At 71.8% G+C, this 19,533-nt stretch carries 22 protein-coding genes; 7 read left to right on the plus strand and 15 right to left on the minus strand.

Going from position 1 to position 19,533, the window contains the following annotated elements:
- Positions 1-20: 20 nt before the first annotated feature.
- The 5 genes from FLV34_RS06990 to FLV34_RS07010 form a co-directional block, all read right to left on the minus strand.
- Positions 21-524 carry a TetR/AcrR family transcriptional regulator gene (locus FLV34_RS06990; RefSeq protein WP_142648016.1) on the minus strand — a complete coding sequence of 168 codons (504 nt, stop codon included), beginning with the start codon at positions 522-524 and terminating at the stop codon, positions 21-23.
- A 54-nt stretch (positions 525-578) separates the two neighbouring features.
- On the minus strand, positions 579-1,571 hold the full coding sequence (locus FLV34_RS06995; protein ID WP_142648017.1) for an NAD(P)-dependent alcohol dehydrogenase: 993 nt from the start codon (positions 1,569-1,571) through the stop codon (positions 579-581).
- Positions 1,568-1,801 (minus strand): helix-turn-helix transcriptional regulator, encoded by a 234-nt coding sequence (locus tag FLV34_RS07000; protein WP_142648018.1) that lies wholly within the window; start codon positions 1,799-1,801, stop codon positions 1,568-1,570. Before FLV34_RS07000 ends, FLV34_RS06995 begins: the two co-directional genes overlap by 4 nt.
- On the minus strand, positions 1,795-2,223 hold the full coding sequence (locus FLV34_RS07005) for a hypothetical protein (protein ID WP_147942645.1): 429 nt from the start codon (positions 2,221-2,223) through the stop codon (positions 1,795-1,797). Before FLV34_RS07005 ends, FLV34_RS07000 begins: the two co-directional genes overlap by 7 nt.
- A gap of 123 nt (positions 2,224-2,346) precedes the next feature.
- Complete coding sequence (locus FLV34_RS07010) at positions 2,347-3,213, minus strand: helix-turn-helix transcriptional regulator (RefSeq protein WP_142648020.1); 867 nt, start codon at positions 3,211-3,213, stop codon at positions 2,347-2,349.
- A gap of 158 nt (positions 3,214-3,371) precedes the next feature.
- On the opposite strand from FLV34_RS07010, the gene FLV34_RS07015 reads away from it, so the two are divergent.
- Positions 3,372-4,256, plus strand: a complete 885-nt coding sequence (locus tag FLV34_RS07015) for an NAD-dependent epimerase/dehydratase family protein (RefSeq protein ID WP_147942646.1) — start codon at positions 3,372-3,374, stop codon at positions 4,254-4,256.
- Between the two features lie 124 nt (positions 4,257-4,380).
- On the opposite strand, the gene FLV34_RS07020 is transcribed toward FLV34_RS07015, so the two are convergent.
- A complete protein-coding gene (locus tag FLV34_RS07020; protein WP_142648022.1) occupies positions 4,381-5,508 on the minus strand; it encodes a ThiF family adenylyltransferase in 1,128 nt (375 codons plus the stop codon).
- A 155-nt stretch (positions 5,509-5,663) separates the two neighbouring features.
- Between FLV34_RS07020 and FLV34_RS07025 the strand changes: the two genes are divergently transcribed.
- Both FLV34_RS07025 and FLV34_RS07030 read left to right on the plus strand, forming a co-directional pair.
- Positions 5,664-6,617, plus strand: a complete 954-nt coding sequence (locus FLV34_RS07025) for a lytic murein transglycosylase (protein ID WP_147942647.1) — start codon at positions 5,664-5,666, stop codon at positions 6,615-6,617.
- 85 nt (positions 6,618-6,702) lie between these two features.
- Positions 6,703-7,011 (plus strand): DUF6185 family protein, encoded by a 309-nt coding sequence (locus FLV34_RS07030; protein ID WP_147942648.1) that lies wholly within the window; start codon positions 6,703-6,705, stop codon positions 7,009-7,011.
- Between the two features lie 15 nt (positions 7,012-7,026).
- Here FLV34_RS07030 and FLV34_RS07035 read toward each other — a convergent pair whose 3' ends face one another.
- From FLV34_RS07035 to FLV34_RS07045, 3 genes are all read right to left on the minus strand, one after another.
- The gene (locus FLV34_RS07035) at positions 7,027-8,829 is read right to left on the minus strand and encodes a glycoside hydrolase family 6 protein (protein ID WP_147942649.1); all 1,803 of its coding nucleotides are present in this window, start codon (positions 8,827-8,829) and stop codon (positions 7,027-7,029) included.
- A 370-nt stretch (positions 8,830-9,199) separates the two neighbouring features.
- Positions 9,200-9,865, minus strand: a complete 666-nt coding sequence (locus FLV34_RS07040; RefSeq protein ID WP_147942650.1) for a response regulator transcription factor — start codon at positions 9,863-9,865, stop codon at positions 9,200-9,202.
- Positions 9,866-9,869: 4 nt separating this feature from the next.
- A complete protein-coding gene (locus tag FLV34_RS07045; protein WP_168065956.1) occupies positions 9,870-11,003 on the minus strand; it encodes a sensor histidine kinase in 1,134 nt (377 codons plus the stop codon).
- A 231-nt stretch (positions 11,004-11,234) separates the two neighbouring features.
- On the opposite strand from FLV34_RS07045, the gene FLV34_RS07050 reads away from it, so the two are divergent.
- Complete coding sequence (locus FLV34_RS07050; protein ID WP_187280561.1) at positions 11,235-12,728, plus strand: nitrilase-related carbon-nitrogen hydrolase; 1,494 nt, start codon at positions 11,235-11,237, stop codon at positions 12,726-12,728.
- A 7-nt stretch (positions 12,729-12,735) separates the two neighbouring features.
- Here FLV34_RS07050 and FLV34_RS07055 read toward each other — a convergent pair whose 3' ends face one another.
- From FLV34_RS07055 to FLV34_RS07065, 3 genes are all read right to left on the minus strand, one after another.
- Positions 12,736-13,173 (minus strand): nuclear transport factor 2 family protein, encoded by a 438-nt coding sequence (locus FLV34_RS07055; RefSeq protein WP_142648029.1) that lies wholly within the window; start codon positions 13,171-13,173, stop codon positions 12,736-12,738.
- A gap of 433 nt (positions 13,174-13,606) precedes the next feature.
- The gene (locus FLV34_RS07060) at positions 13,607-14,122 is read right to left on the minus strand and encodes a GNAT family N-acetyltransferase (protein ID WP_205830255.1); all 516 of its coding nucleotides are present in this window, start codon (positions 14,120-14,122) and stop codon (positions 13,607-13,609) included.
- Between the two features lie 40 nt (positions 14,123-14,162).
- Positions 14,163-14,615, minus strand: a complete 453-nt coding sequence (locus FLV34_RS07065; RefSeq protein ID WP_142648030.1) for a nuclear transport factor 2 family protein — start codon at positions 14,613-14,615, stop codon at positions 14,163-14,165.
- Between the two features lie 156 nt (positions 14,616-14,771).
- Here FLV34_RS07065 and FLV34_RS07070 point away from each other — a divergent pair, with 156 nt between their 5' ends.
- Entirely contained in the window at positions 14,772-15,269 is a 498-nt protein-coding gene (locus FLV34_RS07070) for a TetR/AcrR family transcriptional regulator (RefSeq protein ID WP_142648031.1), read from the plus strand.
- A 195-nt stretch (positions 15,270-15,464) separates the two neighbouring features.
- Here the strand turns inward: FLV34_RS07070 and FLV34_RS07075 are convergent, their stop codons facing one another.
- Positions 15,465-15,815 (minus strand): hypothetical protein, encoded by a 351-nt coding sequence (locus FLV34_RS07075; protein WP_260617275.1) that lies wholly within the window; start codon positions 15,813-15,815, stop codon positions 15,465-15,467.
- A 260-nt stretch (positions 15,816-16,075) separates the two neighbouring features.
- Here FLV34_RS07075 and FLV34_RS42230 point away from each other — a divergent pair, with 260 nt between their 5' ends.
- The gene (locus FLV34_RS42230; protein ID WP_205830256.1) at positions 16,076-16,510 is read left to right on the plus strand and encodes a hypothetical protein; all 435 of its coding nucleotides are present in this window, start codon (positions 16,076-16,078) and stop codon (positions 16,508-16,510) included.
- Between the two features lie 80 nt (positions 16,511-16,590).
- Positions 16,591-16,995, plus strand: a complete 405-nt coding sequence (locus FLV34_RS07085; protein WP_142648032.1) for a hypothetical protein — start codon at positions 16,591-16,593, stop codon at positions 16,993-16,995.
- Positions 16,996-16,999: 4 nt separating this feature from the next.
- Here the strand turns inward: FLV34_RS07085 and FLV34_RS07090 are convergent, their stop codons facing one another.
- Positions 17,000-17,353 (minus strand): DUF742 domain-containing protein, encoded by a 354-nt coding sequence (locus tag FLV34_RS07090; RefSeq protein WP_147942652.1) that lies wholly within the window; start codon positions 17,351-17,353, stop codon positions 17,000-17,002.
- On the minus strand, positions 17,350-19,392 hold the full coding sequence (locus tag FLV34_RS07095) for a nitrate- and nitrite sensing domain-containing protein (protein WP_187280562.1): 2,043 nt from the start codon (positions 19,390-19,392) through the stop codon (positions 17,350-17,352). The genes FLV34_RS07090 and FLV34_RS07095 overlap by 4 nt, the downstream gene beginning before the upstream one ends.
- Positions 19,393-19,533 lie beyond the last annotated feature (141 nt).

Here is a 19,533-nt window from a genome sequence, read left to right on the forward strand (position 1 = left end):
TGGTCCGAGGAGCCGAACCTTCAGTCGCCGGCTTCCAGGCCGCTGCGCAGGAGCGCGGTGAGCCGCCGGGCGTGGGCCACATCGGTTCCGGTGAGTGCCGCGCCGCCCGCGAGGGCCAGCAGGTCGGTCACGGTGACGCCGGGCCGTACGGCGCCTGCGTCCTGCGCCCGCCGCAGCAGGTCGGACGCGGTGGCGCGGATCGAGGCGTGCCACTGGTCGAACAACGCGCTGCGACGGCCGGTGGGACCTTCCGTGGCCGCGAGGGCGAGCGGCCGCTTCGTCGCGACGTGCACGACGAACGCGTCCAGCCAGGAGAAGAGCGCGTCGGCGGGGGACACGCCGGCCGCGCACGGACGGGACAACTCCGCGACCTCGTCCGCGTACACGGCGACGAGGAGATCGGCGCGGGTGGGGAAGTGCCGATACAGGATCGCGTTGCCGACGCCGGCTCGCCGCGCCACCTCGTCCAGCGCGACCTCCGGCCCCGGCTCCGCGACGAGCTCGCGTGCGGCGGCGAGCAGCAGTGCGGCGTTGCGCGAGGCCGCGCTCGCCGGATCCCCCTGACTCCTTGAGGGGGGTCAGACGGTGACGACGACCTTGCCGGCGGGGTGGCCGTCCATGAGGCGGCGGATCGCGTCGGGCGCCTGGTTGAGGGGATAGGCGCGGTCGATCGCGGGGGTGACGGCGCCCGACTCGATGAGCCGCGTCAGTTCCTCCAGGTGTTCGGCGCGATCCCTGGACATCACCGGGCGCAGCCGCTGCCCTCTGAACATCGACCCCGTGACCATCGACAGCAGCGGCGCCCGGAACGTGCGTCCCATGCCCCCGGTGAAGCGGTACGCCACGTGGCCGCCCCCGACGATCGCCAGCGTCCCGCGCGGGGTCAGGACGCGGCGCAGCAGAGACAGCGGCCGGTTTCCCGCGGTGTCGATGACGACGTCATAGCGTGCGCCGTCGCGGTCGATCTCCTCGCGGGCGTAGTCGATGACGTCGTCGGCTCCGAGCGATCGCACGAGCCCGGCGTTCGCCGCCGAGCACACGCCGGTGACGCTCGCGCCGGCCGCCTTGGCGAGCTGTACGGCGAACGACCCCACGCCTCCCGACGCGCCGATCACCAGCACCCGCTGTCCCGGCCGGACGTGGGCGACATTACGGACGGCCTGCAGCGCCGTCATGCCGGAGACCGGCACCGCGGCGGCCTGTTCGAAGGTGAGACCGGCCGGCTTCGGCGCGAGCCTGCTCTGCCGCGCGCACGCGTATTCGGCGTACGAGCCGCTTTCGCAGGTGCCGTACACCTCCTGGCCTGGCCCGAAGCGGGTGACGCGGGCGCCGACGGCCGTCACCACCCCGGCCAGGTCGCGGCCCCGGACCCCGACCTTGGGCCGGCGCATGCCGAAGCCCGCGAGGCGCATGAGGTAGGGCCGGCCGGTCATGAGGACCCACACACCGGGGTCGACGGCGGCGGCGCGGACCTCGACGAGCACGTCCTCGTCGCCGATCGGGGGGTGGTCGACGTCACGCAGTTCGAGCACGTCGGCCGGGCCGTACGTGTCCTGGACGATGGCTTTCATGGCGGTCCTTCCGGGAGGTCGGGATACTGGAACACGTCGTCGAGCGGGACACCGAACACCCGGGCGATCCGGAACGCCATCTCCAGGGAGGGCGAGTAGCGCCCTTGTTCGATGGCGATGACGGTCTGCCTGGTCACGCCGATGCGCTCGGCGAGCTCGGCCTGGGTCATCTCGTCGTGGGCGAACCGCAGCGCGCGGATGCGGTTCGTCACATGCGTGGGCTTCACCACGTCGGAACGCTCCTGCGATAGAGAATGATCTTGGTGACGTCGCCGAGGATCGCCGACAGGACGAAGAAGAGGTAGATCACGTTGGCGATCCAGAACCTGTCCCACTCGGCCACTGCCATGAGCATCGCCGCGACCGCGCCGATGGCGACGAACGCCTGGCCGGTGTACTCGCCGAACCGTCCGATCTCCTTGTCGCGGACGTCGATGACGCGCGATGCCCGCGGGTTGACGATCGCCATCCCGATCTCGGCCAGGATCGCCGCGGCGATCGCCCCGCCGATCGTCCACAGCAGGGCGGCGGCGTACGGCACGTCGGGTAACGGGCCTCCCTCCGCACGTCTGAGGATGACGACGACGTACGCGGTGTAGGCGATCACGGCGACGATCAGCCGGATCCAGGCGCGCTTCTCCTCGTGAGTCATGATCGATTCCCTTCGGGTGTACAAAATCTTTGACACCTCGAAGGTAATCTGTTTTTGACGTGATGTATAGAACTTTTTACATCGCATCGCGCGGCACCGCGCGCAGCGGCAACGCGGGAGGCGTCAGGCGCCGGCGGCCACCTGCTCGGCGCCCACCTGTTCGGCGCCGATGACCTTGAGGAACTGCAGGGACTCGTACGCCGGAGACCCGGGCTCGGCGGTGAAGATGACCACCTGCTGCTCCTGGTCGGGCACGGTCAGCACGTCGTAGTCCAGCTCGATCCGCCCGGCGCGCGGGTGCCGCACGGTGTGGTGCAGGTGCCGTTCGATGTGGAACCGCTGGGAGTTCCACAGGCGGGCGAAGTCGGCGCTCCCGGCCAGCAGCTCCTCGACCAGGCTCCTCAGCTCACGGCTGCCGGGATAGCGGGTGAGGGCGACGCGCAGGTAGCTGACGGCCGTGACGACGAACCGCTCCGAGATGCCCATGCCGTAGTGCCGCCGCTCGGGGTCGGGATGCAGGAAGTAGCGCCGGATGACGTTGCGCTCCTCGCCCGCCAGCGCGGAGAAGTCCTCGAACAGGGCCGCCGCCAGCGGGTTCCAGGCCAGCACCCGGCAGGTGTCGTCCACGACGATCGCGGCGGCGTCGGTCAGCCGGTCGATCAGTTGCCGCGTGCTCGGCCGCACCTCGCGTGCGGGCTCGGGCGATCGGCTCTCCTCCCGCTCCCCGGCCAGGTCGAACAGGTGGGCCCGCTCCTGGTCCGACAGGCGCAGGGCGCGGGCGATCCCGTCGAGCACGCGCCGCGACGGGTGCCGCCCTCGCGCCTGCTCCAGCCGCGTGTAGTGGTCCACCGAGATGTACGCGAGCTGGGCGACCTCCTCGCGCCGCAGGCCGGGCGTACGGCGGCGGCGTCCCTCGGGCAGGCCGACGTCGGCAGGGCTGACCTGCTCACGCTTGCCGCGCAGGAACTTCGCCAGGCCGTGCTTGTCCATACCTGCGACGGTACGTCGGAAATCGGCCATGCGTACCCCGCAGCCACGGACTCGTGGTCCCTGGTTGTGCGCGACGGCCCGGGCGACCGTGGGGATGGCATCGACCGGTGGCGGTGTGACGCGCCGCCGGTCACCGACCTCACGGAAGGCATGTGATCATGCGAGTTCTCATCACGGGCGCGAGCGGCTACGTCGGCGGCGTCGTGGCCGAGCACCTCGTCAGGGCCGGGCACGAGGTGGTCGCCCTGGCCCGGTCCGACCGGGCCCGCGAGCGGGTCGAAGCGCTGGGCGCCAAGGCGGTGTCCGGAAGCCTGCGAGACCTCGACGTCCTGCGCGGCGCCGCCGCATCGGCCGAAGCCGTCGTGCAGACCGCCGTCGACTACACCGATCCCGAGATGGGCGACATCGAGCGCGCCGCCCTCGCGGCGCTGCTGGACGGCCTGAACGAGGGCGGCCGGTTCGTCTACACCAGCACGGGCCTGGTCTACCCCGACCGGCAGGGCGCGACCGTGGACGAGGACCACCCCGTCGCCCCCGAGACGTCGCCCCAGCCCTACAAGGTCCTCGGCGAGCGGCAGGTCCTCGACGCCGGCCACGTGGCGGGTACGGTTATCCGGGCCGCGCTGGTCTACGGGCGCGGCGGGTCGGGCCTGCTCCAGGGGCTCATCGGCGCGGGCAGGCAGAACGGGATGGTGCCCTACATCGGCGACGGCGCCAACGAGTGGTCGTCGGTGCACGTCGACGACCTCGCGGCGTTGTACGTCGCCGTGCTTGAGCACGGCGGGCCGGGCGCCGTCGTCAACGCCGCCTCGGCCGAGCGCACCCCGATGCGACGGATCGCCGAGGCAGCCGCCGCCCTGACCGGCGCCCAGGCCGTGTCGCTCACGCTGGAGCAGGGGACCGCCGCGATGGGGCCGCTCGCCGCCACGCTCACCCGTTCGTCGCCGCTGGACGCCTCCCGCGCCCGCCGCCTGTACGGCTGGTCCCCCGCGGGCCCCGGGCTGATCGAGGAGCTGACCACCGGCTCGTACGCGGGGTCCTGACCGGTGCCACGGCGTACGGCCGGTGTCGGAGGCGGAAGGTCCCGATGCGGCGGAAGAATCCGGGCAGGAGAGATGGATGCTCTCGCGAAAACCCGTTCACGATTCGTCTTGTTGACGGGAACGGTCAAGACCGCTGTCTGTTTATTCGGCCGGCGTCTTTTTCGGTCGTTCCTCGCGGCGAATTGCGCGCCGGCGCTCGGGTGCCGCACACGGGGCAGCCGGGGCGCGGCGGGTGCCGGACCCACACGTGGTGGTCCGCGGCGATCAGGTTGAGGCCCTGGATGGTGCCGACCGGCGGCACGGGCACCCCGGTCAGCAGCCCGAGCAGCGCGTGGGCGACGAGCTGGCCGGACACGCCCGCCGAGGTGGCGATCACGCCGGGGCCGCCGAGGTTCACCGGCGTGCCGGGACGGCGCCGCGCCTCCTCGCCGCTGCTCAGGCACTCGTAGCAGGTGCCTTCCCTGGGGGCGAAGCATCCGACGGTGACCAGTGGTCCGCTGTATCCGCCGCCGGCCCAGGGGATGTTCGCGGCGGCGCAGGCACGGTTGGCCCACACCCTGAGGCTGTGCCCCGTGGGCCGGTCCGCGCAGAGGGCGAGCGCGTCGTAGCCCGTGATCAGCTCGTCCAGCTCGCGCCTGCTGCCGATGCTCCGGCGTTCGCCGGTGACCGTGATGTCGGAGTTGACGCTCCGGAGCCGGTCGACGGCCGCCTCCGCCTTCGGCCGCCCCACGTCGGCCTCGCCGTAGAGCACCTGGCGGTTGAGGTTGGACAGCTCCACCAGGTCGGGATCGACGCAGTGGATCGTGCCGACTCCGACGGCGGCGAGCGCCCAGGCCGCGTGGCAGCCGGTGCCGCCCAGGCCGAGCACTACGACCCGCGCGGCCTTCAGCCGGACCTGGGCCTCCCAGCCGTGGGCGCGCGGGACGGCGTCGACGGCGCGGAAGAACGCGTGGTTCCTGCTGTAACGGTCGAGTTCGCGCTCGCTCAGCCCGGCGGGCGGCACCGCCGCGGCGTCCTCCACATATCGGGTGGCCGTCAGTTCCTCGACGATCGACGTCGCGTCCGGCAGCTCCGGATGGGCCAGGCGCAGCCGTTCGGCGATCTCCTCGCGGGAACGGGTGCCGTCCATCAGCGTGAGGGCCGTCCACACCCAGCCGTCCGGGTCCGCGATTTCGGCGGCGATCCCGTAAATCTCGCCGCCGATGCGAATGGTGCCGTCCTCGTAACGGTGCGGACGGTGTTCGAATTTCACGCGAGGGAGTCGCACGTGACGACGATTAGTGGGCGATAAGTGCGCGAGTCAACAGCGATTTCCGCGGCGGGGAAAATCGGGTCGGCCGTAAAACGTTCCCTCGCAGCCTGGTGAAGAGGGCATGGATCGTCACCGCTGGGAATACGTTGGTGACGATGAACGATCAGCCTGCCGTGAACCCGCTGCCGCCGCGCCGTGCGGTGCTGGCCGCCGCGCTCGCCGCCGTCGTCGTCCCGCTCTCGGGATGCGCGGGCGCGGCGGGCGAGGCCGCCTCGGTCGCTCCCCGCGAGCGCGCGACCCCGGCCGCGCCGGAACGGTCCTCAGCCGGCCCCGGGAAGACACCGAGCCTGCCCGCGCCGGACGCGGCGATTCCCAAGGACCCCAAGCGGCTGGCCGACGCCCTTACCCGTACGGTGGAGCGGCTGCGTGACGCGATCGACGACTGGCGACGCACGGGCGACCCCGCGAAGGGCGAGGCGCCCGAGCCGGTGGTCCTGCTGTCCCTGTACGAGCAGCGCGTCTACCGCTATCTGGCCCGCAATCCCGGGGTCGCGTCCCGCACGTACGCGAAGCTGCCGAAGGACACGGCCGCGCGGGCGCGCGACAACGTGACGGCCATCCGCGACCTGCTCTCCCTCGCCCACCCCGTCAGCGGGCCCATCAAGATCAAGGTCAGACCGGCGGAGCCCGCCGACGCTCTGCTCGCCGCCTTCCGGCGCGCCGAACGGCGGTTCGGCGTCGACTGGGAGGTGCTGGCGGCGGTGATGCTCGTGGAGACCAAGTTCGGGCGGGTGCGCTCGCCGAGCTACGTGGGCGCGAAGGGCCCGATGCAGTTCATGCCGGGCACCTGGAAGGCGTACGGCATGGGCGGCGACATCAACGACACCGGCGATGCTCTCCTCGCGGCGGCCAACTACCTCCACGCGTCGGGCGCGCCCGGCGACTACCGGCGCGCGCTGTACGCCTACAACCACTCCAACGCATACGTGGACGCGGTCCTGCTGCACGCGCGCCAGATGAAGCGGGACATCAGGAACTACTACGCCTACTACACCTGGCAGGTCTACGTGATCACACCCAAGGGCGAGCGCCGCCTGACCGGTCCCTGACGAGGCCGGCAGGCGGAGATCCGTAACCTATGCGGCCTTCCGCGCGACTCACCCTTCGGGAGCGATCGCGTACGGGTGGTCGGTCGTGCGGGTGCTGCTGCTGTTCCTGGTGCTGACCGTCATGGGTGCTGACCGTCATGGCCGTCCCCATGGACGCGCGGACCCCCAGACCCGCCCGGGCGGTCTCGCGTCGCGGCTGACTCCGGCGGCCGTCGTCTACCGGCTCGGTGCGGCGGGCAGCGGGATCGCGCTCATCGTCGCGCGGGCGGCGGCCATTCTCGGCCTGTGGAGTCAGTTCGGGAACGGCATCGACATCACCTCGCAGGTGGACACCTCGGCCCAGGCGCCGATCAGCGCCGACGCGCAGGTGCTCCTGGGCCGGGTGGACAGGTGAGAACGCGCCGCGTGCTCACAGCGCCGGGTAGGCGTTGTCGACCAGCATCACGAACTGCTCGTGGTGCCAGTCGCCCGGCAGCGGCGCGTTGGGGAGGGCGCCGGTCGGCCGGATCGAGTCCGACACGGGCCCGAGGGAGCCGTTGGGGTCGCACGTGCTGTCGAGCAGCCGGTCGGAACCCTCGGGCAGGATCGGCCCGCCCGCGCCGTCCGACTCGCCGGGCCGCTTGATCCACAGGTAGGCGTCGACGCCGGGGGCGGGAGCGGCGACCGGCCGCGTTCCCAGTCCCGCGCCCTTCTGGTTGCACATCGCGGCCCGCGACGGACGCCTGTCGATGCGGCTCTGATCGACGAAGGTGTTGACGTCGAGCGAGGTGCTCACCGCGGTGGGCCGGTCGGGCCCGCCCCAGCCGTTGCGGGAGGTGTCGACGACCACGCCGAGCGCGGCGGAGAAGCCCTTGGCGATCAGGGCGGTCCGCATCGCGACGGCGTAGTCCCGTTCGTTCAGGTAGGGGTTCCAGTCGATGAACCTGCTCAGCTTGATCGGCTGACCGGCCACGGTCTGGTTCGCGTCGGTCAGGAAGGGCTCCACGAGGGGGACGTAGTCGGCGACGTTCGTGGCGATGCCGTCCAGGCTGTTCAGGCCGGCCGCCGTGCCGCGCACGGTGTCGGTGATCAGGTTCGTGAGCGCGTTGAAGTTCTCGTCCCAGCCGCCCCATCCCGCGCTGCCCGCGTCGAGGTAGGTGTAGACGTTGGGCAGGGGCGCGAGCTTGTCGAGGGCGTAGCGGATGCCCGTCACGTAGACGCCCGACGCCGCCGCCTGGTCGCATGGATAGATGCTGTATTGCCCAACGATGAGATCGATCAGGGCGCGCGGCTCGATGACGGCGGCGACGCGCAGGTCGCGATATTCGGGCCTGGCCAGGAGGGCGGCGATGGGGTCCACGAACTCCGCCTTGTAGCGGTTGAGGCCGTCCTCCTGAGTGTGCAGCTCGGCGTTGGAGACCAGCGACCGGCAGTCGCGGTCGGGCAGGTCGTGGAGGACGAGCGTGATGTAGCCGGCCCCCTGCTCGACGGCGGTGTCGAGATGGTCCTTCAGCGTACGGGTGACTCCGGAGCCACCGATGACGTCCGCGATGCGGTTCAGCCAGATCGCCGTGGGCGTCTGCTCCAGGCCGCGCATCTTCCGCGCGGTCGCGTCGTCCACCCGCGTGGCGGAGGATTCCACATCGGCCGCCCAATCGGGGTCGACGTACCCCTGGACGCCGAGGAACGGGTTGTCCACCGGCACGTCCCCGCTCGGACTGGGGCTCGGACTGGGGCTCGGGCTGGGGCTCGGGCTGGGGGACGGGCTCGGGCTGGGCGACGTGCCCGGCACGACGACCTCGCAGGGCACGCCGTTGAAGGCGAAGTCCGTCGGCGGCGGGTTGCTCCCTGTCCAGGAGCCGTTGAACCCGAGGTACAACGTCCCGCCGGACGTCACCGCGCCGTTCCACGGCTCGTTGTCGGCGACGACGCGGTTGCCGGACTGGGTCCACCGGGCCGACCAGCCCTGCGTGAGCTTCTGCGAGCCGGGGAAGGTGAACGTCAGCTTCCAGCCGGTCAGGGCTTCGCCGGTGTTCCTGACCTCGACCCCGGCCGTGAAGCCGCCCGAGTTCGTGCCCCACTGGGTGCTCGTGTAGGTCACCTGGCAGGTGACGGCGGCGTCGGCGGACGCGGCGCCCAGCACCGGTGTCGCCACGGCCGCCGCCGCGATGGGGAGGGCCGCCGCGGCGGCCGTCAGGATCCTGCGGGCGAACCGTTGGTGGCCGAAGGGCATGGGGTCGTCTCCAGGGGTGCGGTGACCGGCTCTGGCGTGCCGGCGCCCGTTCCGGCGCGCGCCCGGGTTCGTGAGCCCGGGGTTCGTGAGCCCGGGTCCGCGAACACGGGTTTCGCGCCCGGGCTCGTGAGCACGGGTCCGCGAACACGGGTTTCGCGCCCGGGTTCGCGAGCATGGGTTCGCGCATGGGGGCCGACGCTCCCCAGACTCGGCAATGGCCCGGCTCGTGTACACGATTCGCCGAAGCGGAAATATCCCGTTCCGGACGAATCAGCCGGGATCGCGCGGCACCTCGGAAAACTCGGCCCGAGGCCCGCCGCTCGTCGCCGGATCCGGTGAAATATTCACGGCGTGATCACACGCGCGCGGTTCACGGCATTTCCTGATCACCGGCGACCACCAGGCCGGATTCGTACGCGAAGACGACGGCCTGGGCGCGGTCGCGCAGGTCGAGTTTCGTCAGCAGGTTGCTCACGTGACTTTTGACCGTGTGCTCGGTGACCACCAGCTCCGCGGCGATCTCGGCGTTCGACCGGCCGCGGGCGAGCAGGCGCAGCGTGTCCATCTCCCGGTCGGTCAGCTCGCCGAGTCGCTGCCGCAGCCGGGGGCGGGCGCGGCCACGGCCGACGAACTCGGCGATCAGGCGCCGGGTGATCGCCGGGGCCAGCAGCGACTCCCCGCCCGCGACCAGGCGGACGGCGCGCGCGAGGTCGTCGCGGCGCACGTCCTTGAGCAGGAAGCCGCTGGCCCCGGCGCGCAGGGCGTCGCAGACGTACTCGTCGACGTCGTACATCGTCAGGACCAGCACCTTCGCGCCGGTCCTGCGGCACACCTCGCCGGTGGCCTCGACGCCGTCCATGCCGGGCATGCGGATGTCCATGAGCACCACGTCGGGCTCCAGCTCGACCGCCTTCGCGACGGCCTCCGCGCCGTCGGCCGCCTCGCCGACCACTGTGATGTCGTCGTGGGCGTCGAGGATCATCGCGAAGCCGCCGCGGAACAGGTCCTGGTCGTCGGCGACGAGCACGCGCAGCATGCCGTCAGCCGATCGGCAGGGTCGCGGTGACGGTGAGACCCGGGTTTCCGGCCCGTACGGCCAGGCGGCCGCCGCACGCCGCGACCCGCTCCCGCATCCCGATCATGCCGTGTCCCTCCCGCGGCTCCCGCGTGCCCCGCCCGTTGTCGGCGACCTCGACGTCCAGGGTGTCACCGGACCAGCGGAGCCCCACCCGGACGGCGCTCGCTCCGGCGTGCCGGATCGTGTTGGTCAGCGCCTCCTGGATGATCCGATATGCGGCGATGTCCACGTCGGAGGGCAGGCGGCGCGGCTCGCCGCGTACGTCGGCGGAGACCTCCAGGCCCGCCCGGCGGGCGTTGTCCAGCAGGCCGGGCAGAGCGTCGAGCCCCGGCTGCGGCCCCCGGGCAAGAGCCGGGCCGCCGGGTGTCTCGCCCGCGCGCAGCGCGCCGAGGATCAGGCGGAGCTGGCCGATCGCGTCGCGCCCGGCCGCCGCGATCGCCTCGAAGACCGCCTCGGCCTTCTCCGGGTGATCGCGCACGACCAGCGGGCCGGTCTCCGCCTGGATCACCATGAGACCGACCGAATGGGTCACGATGTCGTGCATGTCGCGGGCGATCCGGGTGCGTTCGCGTGCGACGGCGGCGGCGCGTTCCTCGCGGATGCGGGCCTCGCGCTCCCGTTCGGCGTCCCGGCCGGCCCGCCGGGCGCGTGCGCCCACGCCGAGGGCGTACGCGGCGACGATGGCGGTGAGGAGATACCGGTAGGTCTCCAGGTTCTCGTGCGGGACGACGAGCGACACGGCGACCCCGGCGGCGAGACCCGCGATGCCCACGGCGCGCCGCACCCGGGACAGATCCGCCGCCGCGAACGTGTAGGTGCACACCAGCACGCCGTACGGCAGCAGCAGCATCAGAGCCCCGGAGTGCGGCAGCGACTTCATCGCGATCGACAAGGCCGTCGTGGCGCAGCCCACGACCGCCCCGGCGGACAGGACGGCGCGGCGCCGCCACAGCACGGGCACCGACATCAGCACGGCGAGCGCCACGGCCCACCACGGCTGCCGATGGGGGACGAGCACGGGCGTCACCGTCATCACGGTGACGACGACGGCGATCGCGACGTCGGCCCTCGAATGGCTGAGGATGCTCGCCCGCATTGACCGGCTCCGGAGGTTGTCGGAGGGAACCCGGCAAGGGTATTCGGGCCACGCCCGCGGCCGCCTCCACCGCCCGGGCGATGACCGTCTCACTCCTTCGAGTGAGACGCGATGCCACCAGGCTCCGAGCGGTTCCGGTCCTCGCGACCGGCACCCGGTTCGCTCTCGCCGGTGATGTGCGCCGAGGCCGGATGCCGGAGGGTCGGGGCGGCTGGAGAAGGAGGCCGCTCGATGAATCCACCGATTCGGCGTCCGGTGGTGGCGCTCGCCGCCACGGCGCTGTCCGCGACGCTGTTCCATTTCGGCACCGGGCTCACGCCGGTGCCCTGGGTCACCTGGCTCGCACCGCTGCCGGTGCTCGTCCTCGCTCATCGCGCCGGCGCCCGCACCGCGTTCGTCGCGGCGTCGGCCGCGTGGCTCGGCGGTGAGACGGCGATGTGGGGCTACTTCCTCGGCACGGTGCGGATTCCGCCGCCGATGGTCGTGTCGATGCTCGTCGGGTCGGCGCTGCTGTTCGGGCTGGTCGTCCTGCTGTCACGGGCGCTGATGCTGCGGGGCCGTCCGCTGTCGGCCGCCGCCGTCGTGCCGGCGGCCTGGGTCGTCGTCGAGTGGGCGGTCTCGGTGCTGTCGCCGAACGGGGCGTGGTGGAGCCTGGCCTACACCCAGGCCGACGTCCTGCCGGTGTTGCAGACCGTCTCGGTCACCGGACCATGGGGGATCACCTTCCTGGTCCTCGGGGCTCCCGCGGCCGTCGCCGTGTTGCTCGCCCCGGGGGCGGCCGGGCGGCTGCGGATCGGGGCGACCGCCGTGGTCGTCCTGGCCCTTGCGGCGGGGTACGGCGCCTGGCGGCTGCGCACGCCGTACGAGGACGGCCCGGGCGGGGACGGGCCGGGCGCGGAGAAGGTGGCGCTGCTCGCCGCCGACCGGGGCGGCTGGGTCGCGGTCGACTCGGCGGAGGGACGCGCCCTGCTCGGGACGTACACGGCGCGGATCCCGGAACTCGCCGAACGCGGCGCACGGGTCGTGGTCATGCCGGAGAAGGTCTTCGCCGCCGACGAGGCGACGCTGCCCGAGCTGGTGGAGCCGCTGGCGCGGCTCGCCGCCGACCACCATGTCGACATCATCGCCGGGCTGGTCCTCACGGGGGCGGGCGGCCTGCGCAACGTGGCCGTCGACGTGCCCGCCGACGGGAGCCGGCCGGTGGAGTATTTCAAGCGCCACCTCATCCCGGGGCTGGAAAGCGACTTCCGGCCCGGGGACCGAGATGCCTTCGTGCCCGGTTCGGGCTCCCGCTGGGGGATCGCGATCTGCTTCGATCTGGACCTGCCCGGCCTGGTGCGCGACTACCGCAGGAGCGGCGCCACGACGATGTTCGTGCCCGCCTGGGACTTCGACCGCGACCGGTGGCTGCACGGGAGGATGGCGGTCACCCGGGGCGTCGAGAACGGGCTCACGGTGGCCCGCGCGGCGCGCGACGGCGACCTGGTCGTGAGCGACCCCAACGGCCGGATCCTGGCCGAGGCGCACAGCGCCGACGCGCCGGTCGTGTCCGTCATCGCGACGCTGCCCGCCCGCTCGGCCGGCACGCTCTACACGAGGTTCGGCGACTGGTTCGCCTGGGCCTGCGCGCTCCTGCTGCTGCTCGCGCTCGCGCCCCCGGCCCGCGCCCGGCGGGTCCGTACGCGGGTGGCCGGCGCCGGGCGGGCACACGCCGCCGCGTCGTGACGGAGCACTACGGGGAGTTGCCGTCGAGACAGAGATGGCCGCCGAGCTGGGCCGCCACCTCCAACTGGTCGTAGAAGAGCCGGTGGCTGACGATCAGCCCGTCCTCCACAGTGGAGAAGCTGCACGAGCGCAGGAGGACGGACCGCCCGGTCGGTTCGAGAACCTCCCCGCCGGGGAAGAGAAGCGGTCCCTTGTGGGTGCCGGTGATCGTGAACTCCGCCGCCACGGTGTCGCCGAACATGGTCACCGACTGCGGAGTGATCACCATGTTGGGGTACGCCTCCAGCCACTGGCGGTAATAGGAGGTGATCTCCTCCCGGCTCTCGGCGATGCCGTCGGGGGACACCAGAACGGCCCGCTCGTCGAAGCACTGCGCCAAGGCGTCGAGGTCATGACGGTTGGTGGCCTGCCTCAGCCTGTCCACGGCCAGGAGCACTTCGGACATCGGACGTTCCCTTCCCCCTGTCGAGAGCGGCCGTTGATGCGTGCGCCGCGATCGGCACTACGAATGCGGACATTGATGTCTATTGGTGGCATTTTCACGATAACCCAGCTCACGCGCTGGGCCGTGTGAGCTCAGGGGCTCAGGAGCCGTGTGAGCTTCTCAGGACTCGTCGGCGGGGAGGGCGAACATCCGGATCTACAGGGGCCGCGCGCCGGGCGGCGGCGCCCTGCTCCTGCCGTAGGCCCTCTACCGGGGCCTGCCGCTCCCGTGATCGTGAGCAGGGGCGGGGGTCCGGCCGAGGTGGGCGAGGACGCCACCCGGACCTCGGCGGGCTGCTCGCCGGCACCGCCGACGGCGACGCGCACATGCGGGCCATCAAGGACGCGTTCGGCTATGTGCCGGCGCACCGCACCGTGCGCTACCGCCCCGACCTCTAGCGAGCGGCGAAACCGCGGCCGAGCGGCGGGCCCAGCCGCAGTTGGAGGGCCGGATAGCGGGGCGCGTCGAACCCGAGCGACTGGTACAGCTCGATCCCGTACGGCGTGGCGTTGAGGTCGATCGTCCGGACCTCGGTCTCGGTGCGATACCAGGCGAGCAGCGCGTCGAGGCAGGCGCGGGCGAGGCCGAGCCGGCGGCGGCGCCGGTCGGTGCAGATGTTGAAGACGTGGCCCTGCAGGCCGCTCGGGTTCGTCGGCCCCGGCGCGTGGGAGTCACAGGTGCCCGCCGCGCAGCTCACCACGCCGAGCTCCGGGTCGTCCACCACGAACGCGGCGAAGTCCCCCGGATCGCCCAGCCGCCGGACGAACCACGCCTCGGCCGCCGCCCGCCAGGGCGCGCTCTCGTCTCCGACGTCCGCCCCCATGTCCTCCAGCATCACGGCGCGCAGGCGGACGAGGGCCGCGGCGTCCGCCGCTTCCGCCCGGCGGACCACGGTCCCCGAGATCGTCATGGGCACCATTGTGGCCGCGCTCGCGGGCGGGTGACCCCGATCAGGCCGTGGCGGTGGCGCTCTCCGCGGCGGCCACGACGTCCTTCAGCCGGCCCATCGCGTGATAGGTGCCGAACACGTCCATGTAGTCGCGTGCATCCACGATCTCGCCGTTCCGTACGCGCAGGGTCAGCAGGCCCGTGGCCCGGAACGGCCGGCCGTCCGGCTCGATCGTGCCGGTGCCCTCCCACTCCCCGATGACGACCTCGGGGTCGGCCGCCTCGTGGACGACGACGTCGTGGATCTCGGCGATCCGTACGGGGGTCGCGCCCCACGCCGCCCGATAGAGGGCGCGGACCGCCTCCCGCCCCTCCAGGCGGGCGGGGAACAGCGGCGTCCGGAACGGGAACGTGTGCAGGGCGTCGGCGGCGTAGAGGTCGGCGAGGTCGTCGGCCGACCTGTCGGCCATCGCCCGGTGATAGCGGGCCAGGACCTCGCGTGCGGTGAGTGGCATCGGTTCACTCCGATCATTCGAGCGTTTCGCTCAACAGTTGTTGACTCAACGACTGTAGAGCGAACGGGCCGATCGGGTCAACACCGGTAGAGTCGACGCGTGGAGGGGACGCCGACGAGCCGGGCAGAGCGCCGGCGCCGCACCGAGGAGCGCATCATGTCCGCCGCGCGCGCGATCTTCGCCGAGCGCGGCTTCCAGCGCACGACGATCCGGGCCGTGGCGGCCGCCGCCGAGGTCGATCCGGCCCTGGTCATGCAGTACTTCGGATCGAAGCAGGAGCTGTTCGAGCAGGCCGTGCGGATCCCGTCGATCCCGCCGCTCGACGGCGAGCTGGAGCCGGTCGAGGAGCTGCTGGGCAGGATCGGCATGAAGACGGGGCCGCTGCCGCAGGCGACGGTGGCGATGATGCGCTCCATGCTCACCCATCCCGACGCCGCCGAGGATGTGCGCGGCAGGCTCGACGCGCAGGTGGCGCAACTGGCGGGCGCGCTCGACGCCGGCGACGCCGAGCTGCGGGCGGCGCTGATGGTCAGCATGATGCTGGGCGTGACGATCGCTCACCAGCTGCTCGGCCTCACGGCCCTGCGTGACGCGTCCCCGGAACGGATCGCCGAGACGCTCCGCCCGGCCCTGCGCGCCCTCGCAGACGGCTGAGGAGCCGTACGGCATCGGTGTGACGGCCGTGATCAGAGGGGCCGGCCGGGGGCGGTGCGGGCTTCCACGGTCATCTCCGTTTTCCCCGGCGCTCGGCGACGTGGGCGGGGGCTCTGCCCGGCCTGCGTGGTGTGAGCTGTTCGACCGGGCCGGCCGCGAGCCCGGCGCCGTCGCGCCTGAGTGCTTCTTGATGGATCAGGCGTCGGCGCAGATGGCGTAGACGCTGATGCCGACGGTGTCGTAGTGGTTCTGCCGGCCGAGTGCGGTCCATCCGGTGCCGTCCGGGGTGGGGAAGCTGCCCACGAGAATCGCGTCGCCGCCCTGCGCCTCGCCGCCGCCGCCCACGGCGCGCTTGCCCGGAGGGCAGTAGACGGTGCGCCGGGTGAAGTTCGGCACGTTCGCGTTGGGCAACGTCACGATCTGATAGCCGTCGACGACCGTCGGTGACGTGGTCTGCGGGCCGTCGTCGGCCAGCGCGCCCGCGCCGGTGACCGTGAGCCCGGTGAGAACCAGCGCACCTGTCGTGATTGCGTGAACAAATCGCACGTAAAAGCTCCGTCTTATCGGAAATGACCGGATTTCGAACCAGGAATCGGGTGTGAATGGCGTGATCGCCGTCCCCGTCGGTTCCGTGACCACACCTACCCTTGATCGTCTTCTGTCACACTTGGCAATGATTTATTTACCGTGCGTAGTGCTGGCGTCGCTACGGCGAGACGCCCGGTCACGACCGTGCATGTGAGGCACCGCGCGGCGCGGGGAGCGGCCGTTCGCCCGTGGGTACGTTCCTGACCGGGAGGATCGCCATGAGAAAGATCGTCGCTGTCGCCGTGCTCGCTGCGATGACCATGCTCGGCACGGTCGCCGCAGTCGCGTCGGTGGCCACCGAAACCGGCGGCCACCCGGAGACCGGCCAGTGGGCCGGGAGTGCACCGAAGGCGCCCGCACCGCCCAAAGGGGGTGTGCAGCGCCAGGAGGTGAGCCAGGAGCAGTACGACATCCTCATCGGCCAGTGTCGCTACGCGAAGACGAAGGAGGACCGGCAGCGCTGCCGCACGCAGGCGCGTGAGCAATACACGGTGGGCGAGTTCAACCCGGCCCTCGACTGCCGCACCTACTCCGGGGTCAGCGTCTGCGGCGTGCTCGAACTCAGCGCCCCGCAGCGCGCCTGCGTCGAGGAGTCGGTGAGCGGAGGGCTGACCCGCCGCCGGGCCGAGGTGGAGTGCTACGCCTTCCGCTGAGGCCGCCCTTTCCGGCCAGATCTCCGGTCCAACCTAATAATTTGGCCAAACCGCAATTTTCCGTGATCTACCCTGCGGGAGTGGACGCCAACAGTCAGGCCGCCGCCGAACTTCTGAACGCGTTGATGCGAACGGCGGCGCGGTTCAGCGAGATGGGGCGGTCCGTCTCCCGCGACTTCTTCCCCCACGTCCGCGCCGAGCCCGTCTCCGACCTGGCCGGGCCCGCCGTACGGCTCGGCGCCGCGCTGGCGCTCCCGGGGCACGACCTCGTGTTCGAGACCGCCGTCGCGGTCGGTGAGGGGACGTTCGGCGTGCGGGGCGGCCTCGTTCTGGACGGCGAGGAGGAGATCCTCGTCCTGCCGCCGGTCGAGACCGCCGACGCGGTGGCGTGCGCGGCCCTGCTGGACCGCTACGCCGACGAGCTGACGACACCGGCCCGCTGGCACGTGCAGCGGCTGATCGAGTCCTGCGGGGAGGACTCCTGACGCCTCACAGCGCCTGGAGTCCCTGGATCACCTCGCGGAGGATGCGCTCCTCGGGCAACTGGGCGACCGTCGCCTGCGGCCGCGCGGTGATCAGCCCCTGGTCCCGCAGGTCGCCCAGCAGGATGCGTACGACGTTCAGCGACAGGCCGAGCTCCGAGGCCAGGTCGGCCACGGACAGCGGAACCCGGCACAGCTGCAGGATCCGCCAGTGCTCGGGGGCCAGCCCGGAGACCCCGCTGTAGGCCGCGGGAGCCGTCCTGATGACGGTCATCAGGTCGAAGTCGGGCCCGCTCGGCCGGGTGCGGCCACGGGTGAGCGTGTAGGGGCGCAGCAGCGGTCCGTCCTCGTGCGCGGTCACGAGTCCTCCTGACCGCGTTGCCAGCCCGCGCGGAAGGAGGAGTACAGGTCGCCCCGCTCCTCCTTGAGCTGCGGCGCCAGGCTGGCCTGCCGCACCCGGCGGGGGAGGGAGTCCTGGGCGCCGCCGCCGATCGGCGGCGTGAGGGCCGGGGCGGGAGGCGGGGTGTCCGGCTGGGCGAGCCGCTCGACCACCGGCTCCCTGGTGTCGTTCTCCACCACGATCTCCTGCGGGAGCAGGAGCACGGCGCTCGTCCCGCCGTACGGCGAGGTGCGGAGGGAGACGCGGATGTTGTGCCGCCGGGCCAGCAGCCCGACGACGAACAGCCCGAGCCTGTCGCTGTCGGCCAGGTCGAACTCCGGCGGGTCGGCGAGCCGCGCGTTGAGGTGCGCCAGCTCCTCCTGGGGGATGCCGAGCCCGCGGTCCTCGATCTCGATGGCGAAGCCCCGGGCGACCGGCTCTCCCCTGACCTGCACGCGGGTCTGCGGCGGGGAGAAGACCGTGGCGTTCTCGATCAGCTCGGCGAGCAGGTGGACGACGTCGGTGACGCTGCTGCCGGCGAGGGAGTAGCCGTGCGGCATGTTCACGTCCACCCGCAGGTAGTCCTCCACCTCCTCGGTGGCGGCGCGGGCCACGTCGTACAGCCGGACCGGTCTGCGCCAGCCGCGGCCGGGGACGGCGCCGGACAGGATGATCAGGCCCTCGGCGTGGCGGCGCATGCGGGTGGTGAGGTGGTCGACGCCGAACAGCCGTTCCAGCAGGTCGGGGTCGTTGATCTCCTTCTCCAGGCCGTCCAGCATGCCGAGCTGGCGCTGCAGCAGCGACTGGCTGCGCCTGGCCAGGTTCAGGAAGACCTTGTTGACGCCCTTGCGCAGCTCGGCCTGACCGACGGCCGCCTCGATCGCGGTGTGCTGCACCGAGCTGAACGCGCGGCCGAGGTTCTCGACCTCGACGGTGCTGCTCGTGCGGACCACCGGCGGCGTCTCGGCCGTCACGTCGACGTCCTCGCCGCGCCGCAGCCGCCGTACGAGGTCGGGCAGCCGCCGCCCGGCCAGGTCGGCCGCGGCCTGATGCAGGGCGATCAGCTCGCCGGTCACCGTACGGGCGAACCGGAAGGAGATGAACGCGGTCGCGAGCACGGCCGCCAGGCCGAGCCCGCCGACGATGCCGATGTCCCAGAGCACGCTCCGCGCCAGCGGCGCGGCACTGGCGGCGGTCGCGGCGGCGGCGGTGTCGGTCGTCTCGGTGAGCTGGCGGGTCAGGGCCTGGGCCGTCGTCGGCCAGGCGATGGCCTCCGGTGGGAGCGGCTGGCCGGGCCGCACCCGGGAGATCACGTCGTCCTCCAGGGCGACGAACGCCGTGTAGACCGGGGCGGAGTTCAGCGCGCCGTATTGCCTGAGCAGGTCGGCGTTGAGCTGGCTCGTGCCGAGCTGGTAGAGCAGGCGGCGCTTGCCGACCATGCCCGAGAAGGCGTCGCGCTCGTCCTGCGTCATCCGCCCGGCCGCCTGCGCGCCCAGCACGAGCGCGGACTGCTGGCTGACCAGCTCGCGGCTGCGGGTGACCAGGATGAGCGCCTTGGCCTGCTCGATGATGTCGATGTCCGGGGAGATCATCAGCCGGTCGTAGACCTGGTGGGCGGTCTCGACGACCGAGCTGTACTCCTCGATCGCGTCGAGGCGGGTGAGCCGATGGTCGTCGATCTGGCCGCGCAGGATGTCGAGCCGCTCCATCTGCCGGATCAGGTCCTGGAGCCGGTCCCACATGGCGGGCGGCGTCTCGTCCCTGGCCTCCTCCGACAGGCGGGTCAGCAGGACGGCGGAGGCGTCGGTCTTGCGGCGCTGCACCTGGAGATCGGTGCGCAGCGAGGAGGTGCGCCAGGCGAGGTAGCTCACCGACACGAACCGCTCGGTCTGCAGCTCGTTGATGGCCTGACCGACGGGGGAGACGACGTTGTCATAGACCTTCTGAATGCGCAGGAGCTGCTGCCCCTGCTCGATGGTCAGCTTGGCGGCGAATCCCCAGATCACCACCAGGGCGGTCACAGGCACCAGCAGAATCGCGAATATCTTGAAGCGGATGGACCGTTTCCGACCAGCCATTAGACCTGCCCGTCGGTTACATATGTGTTAACAGTGGCGAAACCATAGCAATCCGTGAGTCCTGTCACCAGGGATCGTTCCTAA

The sequence above is a fragment of the Microbispora sp. CSR-4 genome (genome assembly GCF_008033685.1).
GTDB lineage: Bacteria > Actinomycetota > Actinomycetes > Streptosporangiales > Streptosporangiaceae > Microbispora.

What these genes read in the sequence shown, in the direction of transcription:
- FLV34_RS07070 (WP_142648031.1), top strand. Translation starts at nt 14,772, where the DNA reads ATGTCCGCCGCGCGCGCGATCTTCGCCGAGCGCGGCTTCCAGCGCACG.
- FLV34_RS07065 (WP_142648030.1), bottom strand. Translation starts at nt 14,615, where the DNA reads ATGCCACTCACCGCACGCGAGGTCCTGGCCCGCTATCACCGGGCGATG.
- FLV34_RS07005 (WP_147942645.1), bottom strand. Translation starts at nt 2,223, where the DNA reads ATGACTCACGAGGAGAAGCGCGCCTGGATCCGGCTGATCGTCGCCGTG.
- FLV34_RS07045 (WP_168065956.1), bottom strand. Translation starts at nt 11,003, where the DNA reads ATGCGGGCGAGCATCCTCAGCCATTCGAGGGCCGACGTCGCGATCGCC.
- FLV34_RS07010 (WP_142648020.1), bottom strand. Translation starts at nt 3,213, where the DNA reads ATGGACAAGCACGGCCTGGCGAAGTTCCTGCGCGGCAAGCGTGAGCAG.
- FLV34_RS07035 (WP_147942649.1), bottom strand. Translation starts at nt 8,829, where the DNA reads ATGCCCTTCGGCCACCAACGGTTCGCCCGCAGGATCCTGACGGCCGCC.
- FLV34_RS07055 (WP_142648029.1), bottom strand. Translation starts at nt 13,173, where the DNA reads ATGTCCGAAGTGCTCCTGGCCGTGGACAGGCTGAGGCAGGCCACCAAC.
- FLV34_RS07050 (WP_187280561.1), top strand. Translation starts at nt 11,235, where the DNA reads ATGAATCCACCGATTCGGCGTCCGGTGGTGGCGCTCGCCGCCACGGCG.
- FLV34_RS07040 (WP_147942650.1), bottom strand. Translation starts at nt 9,865, where the DNA reads ATGCTGCGCGTGCTCGTCGCCGACGACCAGGACCTGTTCCGCGGCGGC.
- FLV34_RS06995 (WP_142648017.1), bottom strand. Translation starts at nt 1,571, where the DNA reads ATGAAAGCCATCGTCCAGGACACGTACGGCCCGGCCGACGTGCTCGAA.
- FLV34_RS07025 (WP_147942647.1), top strand. Translation starts at nt 5,664, where the DNA reads ATGAACGATCAGCCTGCCGTGAACCCGCTGCCGCCGCGCCGTGCGGTG.
- FLV34_RS07060 (WP_205830255.1), bottom strand. Translation starts at nt 14,122, where the DNA reads ATGACGATCTCGGGGACCGTGGTCCGCCGGGCGGAAGCGGCGGACGCC.
- FLV34_RS07015 (WP_147942646.1), top strand. Translation starts at nt 3,372, where the DNA reads ATGCGAGTTCTCATCACGGGCGCGAGCGGCTACGTCGGCGGCGTCGTG.
- FLV34_RS42230 (WP_205830256.1), top strand. Translation starts at nt 16,076, where the DNA reads ATGAGAAAGATCGTCGCTGTCGCCGTGCTCGCTGCGATGACCATGCTC.